General features: G+C 51.1%; 8 protein-coding genes and 1 rRNA gene. 6 read left to right on the forward strand and 3 right to left on the reverse strand.

The genetic code is table 11. The features are described 5' to 3' along the window. Positions 1 to 22: 22 nt before the first annotated feature. Positions 23 to 580, forward strand: coding sequence for a type I DNA topoisomerase (locus tag MHN01_RS02220; RefSeq protein WP_075761982.1), 558 nt, complete (start codon positions 23 to 25; stop codon positions 578 to 580). A 66-nt stretch (positions 581 to 646) separates the two neighbouring features. Here MHN01_RS02220 and MHN01_RS02225 read toward each other — a convergent pair whose 3' ends face one another. Together MHN01_RS02225 and purE are read right to left on the reverse strand one after the other, a co-directional pair. Continuing rightward, complete coding sequence (locus tag MHN01_RS02225) at positions 647 to 1,762, reverse strand: 5-(carboxyamino)imidazole ribonucleotide synthase (protein WP_239409844.1); 1,116 nt, start codon at positions 1,760 to 1,762, stop codon at positions 647 to 649. Continuing rightward, positions 1,762 to 2,250, reverse strand: a complete 489-nt coding sequence (purE, locus tag MHN01_RS02230) for a 5-(carboxyamino)imidazole ribonucleotide mutase (RefSeq protein WP_075761980.1) — start codon at positions 2,248 to 2,250, stop codon at positions 1,762 to 1,764. Before purE ends, MHN01_RS02225 begins: the two co-directional genes overlap by 1 nt. Before the next feature lie 183 nt (positions 2,251 to 2,433). Between purE and tsaC the strand changes: the two genes are divergently transcribed. From tsaC to MHN01_RS02250, 4 genes are all read left to right on the forward strand, one after another. Then, entirely contained in the window at positions 2,434 to 3,009 is a 576-nt protein-coding gene (gene tsaC, locus MHN01_RS02235) for an L-threonylcarbamoyladenylate synthase type 1 TsaC (protein ID WP_370646397.1), read from the forward strand. A 7-nt stretch (positions 3,010 to 3,016) separates the two neighbouring features. Beyond that, positions 3,017 to 3,922: an oxygen-dependent coproporphyrinogen oxidase gene (gene hemF / locus MHN01_RS02240; RefSeq protein ID WP_239409846.1), complete on the forward strand. Its 906-nt coding sequence runs from the start codon at positions 3,017 to 3,019 to the stop codon at positions 3,920 to 3,922. A 71-nt stretch (positions 3,923 to 3,993) separates the two neighbouring features. Continuing rightward, on the forward strand, positions 3,994 to 4,827 hold the full coding sequence (aroE, locus tag MHN01_RS02245; protein WP_239409847.1) for a shikimate dehydrogenase: 834 nt from the start codon (positions 3,994 to 3,996) through the stop codon (positions 4,825 to 4,827). 2 nt (positions 4,828 to 4,829) lie between these two features. Then, on the forward strand, positions 4,830 to 5,093 hold the full coding sequence (locus MHN01_RS02250) for a DUF1488 domain-containing protein (protein ID WP_075761976.1): 264 nt from the start codon (positions 4,830 to 4,832) through the stop codon (positions 5,091 to 5,093). A 6-nt stretch (positions 5,094 to 5,099) separates the two neighbouring features. Here the strand turns inward: MHN01_RS02250 and MHN01_RS02255 are convergent, their stop codons facing one another. Beyond that, a complete protein-coding gene (locus MHN01_RS02255; protein WP_239409848.1) occupies positions 5,100 to 5,639 on the reverse strand; it encodes a gamma carbonic anhydrase family protein in 540 nt (179 codons plus the stop codon). Positions 5,640 to 6,028: 389 nt separating this feature from the next. Between MHN01_RS02255 and MHN01_RS02260 the strand changes: the two genes are divergently transcribed. Continuing rightward, positions 6,029 to 6,255: ribosomal RNA gene (locus MHN01_RS02260) — 16S ribosomal RNA — on the forward strand; the annotation flags it as partial.

A 6,255-nucleotide genomic window follows, 5' to 3' on the forward strand; every position in this document is an offset into this window, starting at 1 on the left:
TGGCTGGCGAATAAAGAGTTGTATGACTGGTAAAATTAACGATCAATTGTTTTCAGCTCATGAGCATGCGTTGGAGCAGGAGCAGAGCTGTCCCCAGTGTGGGGCGGAGCTGGTTATCCGCAATAGCAAGCGCGGTCCTTTTCTTGGGTGTTCTGGTTATCCCGAGTGCGACTACATCAAGTCGCTGAACCACAATGATGGCCATGTGGTGAAATACTTGGGCAAACCCTGCCCGGATTGCGGTGACGAATTGCTGCTTCGCCAGGGGCGATATGGCATGTTCATTGGCTGTGCAGGGTATCCGGACTGTCAGCATATCGAATCGCCCGAGAAAAAGGCTGAGGATACCAAGCTGACTTGCCCGCAATGTGGCAAGGGGCACCTTATGGAGCGTAAGTCTCGCTACGGAAAACTGTTTTATGCCTGTGATCAATACCCGGGCTGCCGCTTTGCAGTGAATAACAAGCCGGTTGCAGGCCAGTGCCAGGCTTGTGGATTTGGCTTGCTGATTGAGAAAAAACTGGCGAGTGGTGTGAAGTACCAGTGTGCCGACAGAAAGTGTCATGCCTATCAAGATTAAGAAACGGTTATTGATATAAAAAGCCAGCTGATGCTGGCTTTTTTAGTATTGGGGTGTACCGGCTGCCTAATAGCGAACAGCAGGAAAAGCGACGGGATCTAATTGATCGGCGAGAGTTTCCAATGTGGTTTTCAGATCTGCCGTGGAGCTGGCGCAGACATTGATGTGGCCCATTTTTCGTCCGGGACGTTTTTCTTTGCCGTACCAGTGAATATGGCATTGCGCTTGTTCCATCACCGTATCTGGCAATGTGTCTTCGCCGAGGATGTTGACCATAGCTGTTGGGCGCAGCAGACTTGTATCGCCTAGCGGCATGTTGCATACGGCTCTGAGGTGGTTCTCGAACTGGCAGGTTTCAGCACCTTGCTGGGTCCAGTGACCGGAGTTGTGGACTCGGGGAGCAATTTCATTGACCAGTAGCTTGCCGCCCACATCAAAGAACTCAATGGCCAGTACCCCGATGTAGTCGAGCGACTCGGCCAGTGCCCGGAACATGGTTTCAGCCTGGGCTTGCAGCTCGCGGTTGCCTTCTTGTGCAACCGACAGGCTGAGAACACCGTTACTGTGAATATTTTCTGTCAGTGGATAGATGGCGATCTCGCCGTTCTTGCCACGGGCACCGATCAGCGAGACCTCGCGGTCAAACGAGACGAATTCTTCGGCAACAATAGCCTGATTAGGCGTTTCTTCGAGGAAGTTGCTTATCTCTTGCCAGACAGGCTCAACATCATCCTGGGATTTTAGGCGCCACTGCCCTTTCCCGTCATATCCGCCCAGGGCACTCTTTAGCACCATAGGAAGTCCGACCGTGTCGATGGCACGCTCTAGATCGTCACGGGTGTTGACGAGTTGGTACTTTGCATTGGCAACGCCAGCGCGATCAAGCAGGTGTTTTTCCAGACGGCGGTCACCGCCAGCCTTGATGGCCTCGGTGGTCGGTCGAAATTTTCCGCTGGCAGCACAGGCGTCAAGAATATCGTGCGGGATATGCTCAAACTCTGCGGTAATGACATTGGCATAGGTGATGGCGGTATCCAGCCCTTTCATCATTAGCTGCTGAGTCAGTGGGTGGACCACATGACCGCTAGTGACATCGTAGGCGAAGACTTCGATATTTAACGGAGCCCCGGCCAGTGCCATCATACGGGCCAGTTGTCCGGCTCCAAGTACCAAAACCTTCATTATGCATCCTCTGCTGGATTTGGATTGTCCAACACCGTGTCGGTTTGTTCTTTGCGGAACGCATCAACGGCGGCCATCACTGTGGCATCCTGGGTGCCAATGATTTGCGCGGCGAGCAGGCCGGCATTCGCCGCACCGGCATCACCAATAGCCAGGGTACCGACTGCGACGCCTTTTGGCATCTGGACGATAGAAAGTAGTGAGTCCATCCCTTTGAGTGCACGGGACTGAACAGGCACCCCCAGTACCGGTACGCTAGTGAAAGCTGCTGTCATGCCGGGAAGGTGTGCAGCACCGCCGGCACCGGCAATAATGACCTTGATCCCGCGCTCGTGGGCTGTTTCGGCATATTCGGCAAGTAGATGTGGAGTACGGTGAGCAGAAACCACTTTGGTTTCATAAGGCACGTTGAAGCGATCTAGCATTTCAGCTGCATGCTGCATGGTTGGCCAGTCAGACTTGGAGCCCATGATAATCCCAACTTTCATCCCTATCTCCTTTGGGTTGCATAATATGAAGGCGTGAATACTTTTGCGCGCATTATACGGTGATTTTTTCAGAAGGAAAACGTTTGCGTCAGTGATTTTGTCTCATTATGTTACGAGCATGGAGTTGCGAGGTTGGAGTGGGTAAAATAGGTAAACAGATGGTTAAATCTGGCGTCAGCTGGGATCAATAATGAGGATAATGTGGAAAATTTAGCGCAAGTAGTTGCTGCCCTTCAGCAAGGTGAGGTTGTTGCCTACCCTACCGAGGCGGTTTTTGGTGTAGGGTGCGACCCCGATAATGAGCAAGCGGTACAGAAGCTTCTGGCACTGAAACAACGCCCGGTCGAAAAAGGGCTGATCTTGATTGCTGCCGACTATGAGCAGTTGAAGCCTTATGTTGATGATAGCCAGCTAACTACCGAGCAAATGCAGCGGATTCAATCCTCCTGGCCGGGGCCGGTTACCTGGGTGATGCCAACCAAGGCCGGAGTACCGAGTTTTCTTACCGGCCAGTTTTCTACCATAGCCGTTCGGGTGACCGATCATCCGCTGGTGCAGCAGTTATGTCGCCAGTTTGGTAAGCCGCTGACCTCAACCAGTGCTAACCTGACAGGACAGGAGCCGGGACGCAGCGCAGAAGAAGTGAAAGAAAAGTTAGGCCAGTATTTACCGGCTATTTTACAAGGGGAGACAGGAGGACGACAAAATCCTTCTGAGATCCGTGACGCCCAGACAGGGGAAGTTTTCCGCCAAGGATAAAAACAATATGCAAGATGTCAGCAAACAAGCGGTAAAGGCGTTTCTGTTAGATCTGCAGGACCGTATTTGTCAGGCTGTAGAACAGCAAGACGGTGCGGCTGTTTTCGAACAGGATCAGTGGGAGCGAAAGGAAGGCGGTGGTGGTCGCAGCCGGGTATTGCGCCAGGGGCAGGTGTTTGAGCAGGCCGGCGTCAATTTCTCTCATGTGTTCGGTACCAAAATGCCGGCATCGGCTACGGCCCACAGGCCGGAACTGGCGGGGCGCAGCTTTGAGGCAATGGGGGTATCTCTGGTTATTCATCCTAATAACCCTTATGTGCCTACCTCGCATGCCAATGTCCGTTTCTTTATCGCCGAAAAGGAAGGTGAAGCCCCGGTGTGGTGGTTTGGCGGTGGCTTTGATTTAACCCCGTTCTACCCTTTCGAAGAAGACTGCCAGTATTGGCACGATACTGCAAAAGCCTTGTGTGCCCCTTATGGCGAGGATGTGTATCAGCAGCATAAAGAATGGTGTGACAGATACTTCTTCCTGCCTCACCGTAATGAAACCCGCGGTGTTGGCGGATTGTTCTTTGATGATCTCAACCAATGGGGGTTTGAAAAGTGTTTTAGCTATATGCAGGCAGTCGGCAACGGCTATATTGATGCGTATCTGCCGATAGTTGAAAAGCGCCACCCTACCCCGTTTGGTGAGCGAGAGCGTAATTTTCAACTTTATCGCCGTGGGCGTTATGTCGAATTTAATCTGGTGTATGACCGCGGTACCTTGTTTGGCCTGCAAAGTGGTGGCCGGACAGAGTCTATCTTGATGTCCATGCCGCCGCTGGCCCGCTGGGAGTATTGCTACGAGCCTGAGCCGGGAACGCCTGAGGCAGAGTTGTATCAACATTACCTCAAACCGCGAGAGTGGTAACCGGATACGAAACGTTTGAGCTTGTGATATAGCAATGATAGGGTCGATTTATCGACCCTGTTTTATTTGGAATGCATAGCCACATGGATAAGTACGTTGTTTTCGGCAATCCGATTGCCCAGAGTAAATCCCCCTATATTCATACTTTGTTTGCTCGCCAGACCGCTCAGGCCATGACGTATACCGCACAGCTTGCACCTGTTGATGGTTTTAAGGCGGCTGCTGATGACTTTTTTGCCTCTGGTGGTCGCGGCTGCAACATTACGGCTCCCTTTAAAGAAGATGCCTATCAGTATGCTTCTCAACTGACGGAGCGGGCTAAATTGGCGGGCGCTGTGAATACGTTGAAAAAACTGGATGATGGTGTGATTCTGGGCGATAACACCGATGGTGAAGGCTTAGTGCAGGATCTGCTGCAAAACCAAGTAGAGCTGGCCGGTAAACGCATTCTGTTAATCGGGGCTGGTGGTGCTGCTCGTGGGGTGATTTTGCCTATCCTGGCGCAACAGCCCGAACAGCTGGTCGTGACAAACCGGACATTGGCCAAAGCCGAGCAGTTGGCCGAGTTGTTTTCAGGGTATGGCAATATTGATGCCATGGCACTGGAAGCGTTGGAAGAACCAAACTTTGATGTGATCATCAATTCAACATCTGCGGGACTTAGCGGCCAGCTACCTGGTATTTCCGATAAACTGATTAAGCCGGCTGTTACCTGTTATGACATGGTATATGGCCCGAAGCTGACGGCTTTCAACCAGTGGGCCCGAGATCTGGGCGCAGGCAAAACATTAGATGGCCTGGGTATGCTGGTTGGCCAGGCGGCTGAGAGCTTTATGCTGTGGCGGGGGATCCGCCCGGGAGCCAAGCAGGTGAAAAATGAGTTACGCCGAGCAATGCAGGAATAAATATGAATCAAGATATATTATTTGCTGATATCCAGTTGTGGGACAGCGAAAAACAAGCGGTTAACTTTCCGGCCCAGCAGGCAGGGGCGTTAATTACTTGTTGGGTAAGCCTTTCCTGGCTTCAGAAAAAAGCGGCGCAACCGCTGGTCGAAGAAGCCGATATCCTTAGTGTCTTTGCTGCCAACCGCTTTGACTTGGAAGAGTTGGCAGAGACGATGATCGAAGATGAAGAGTTCAATCAAGGTGGGGATATCGAGATTAACTAATCTTGATTATTGCTCGGCAAGATATTCGTTTTTCAGCCGGACATAGTTGTCGGCGGAAGCTGGCAAGAAAGCCCGTTCCTTATCACTGAGGGGACGGGCTTGTTTGACTGGGCTGCCGACATACAAATAACCGCTAGCCAAGCGTTTCCCTGGCGGCACTAAACTTCCCGCTCCGATGATGACATCATCTTCTATAACAGCGCCATCGAGTAAAATTGCGCCCATGCCGACTAATACCCGGTTCCCGACCTGACAACCATGCAACATTGCCTTGTGACCGATTGTCACATCATCGCCTATAATTAACGGGTGGCCATTTGGGGTCTCCGCTGATTTACGAGTGACGTGCAACACCGAGCCATCTTGTACATTGGTACGAGCACCAATGCGGATGTGGTTTACATCGCCGCGCGCGGCAACCAAAGGCCAAATGCTGGCGTCATCCTCTAATAGAATATCGCCGATTAACACTGCTGAGTCGTCAACGTACACATTATTAGCACGTGTCGGGTAAATTCCCTTATAGGGGCGTAATGAAGATGGCATGACAGTGACCTTTTCTTATTTATATAGATGAGAATAGCGAAGCCATGGTGTGATTTGCATCAAAAAGTGCGTGATTGTTCGATAATTGCGCGCTTAAGCTAAAATGACAGATTTATTTCAAAAAGCCCCTTGCCAACGTGATCGAACTCTCTATAATGCGACCTCATTGACACGGAGCAAGGCGCTGAGCCAGCAACGATAAGTCAGTCTGTTCTTTAACAATTTGACCATGCAATCTGTGTGGGCACTCGTGAAATGATTAGTCAAAAGATTTATCAATGAAACTGAGTGACCAATGATACTTTTAGTATCCACAGTCAATTCATTCATTACTTCGGTAATGAATTAACAGTATTCATTGAGCCGTTACTTCGGTAACAACAAAACTTTAATTGAAGAGTTTGATCATGGCTCAGATTGAACGCTGGCGGCAGGCCTAACACATGCAAGTCGAGCGGCAGCGACATGACCGAACCTTCGGGGGACGTCATGGGCGGCGAGCGGCGGACGGGTGAGTAATGCCTGGGAATATGCCCTGATGTGGGGGATAACCATTGGAAACGATGGCTAATACCGCATAATCTCTTCGGAGCAAAGAGGGGGACCTTCGGGCCTC

The organism is Photobacterium sp. OFAV2-7 (assembly GCF_022347985.1).
In the GTDB taxonomy this organism is placed as follows: Bacteria; Pseudomonadota; Gammaproteobacteria; order Enterobacterales; family Vibrionaceae; genus Photobacterium.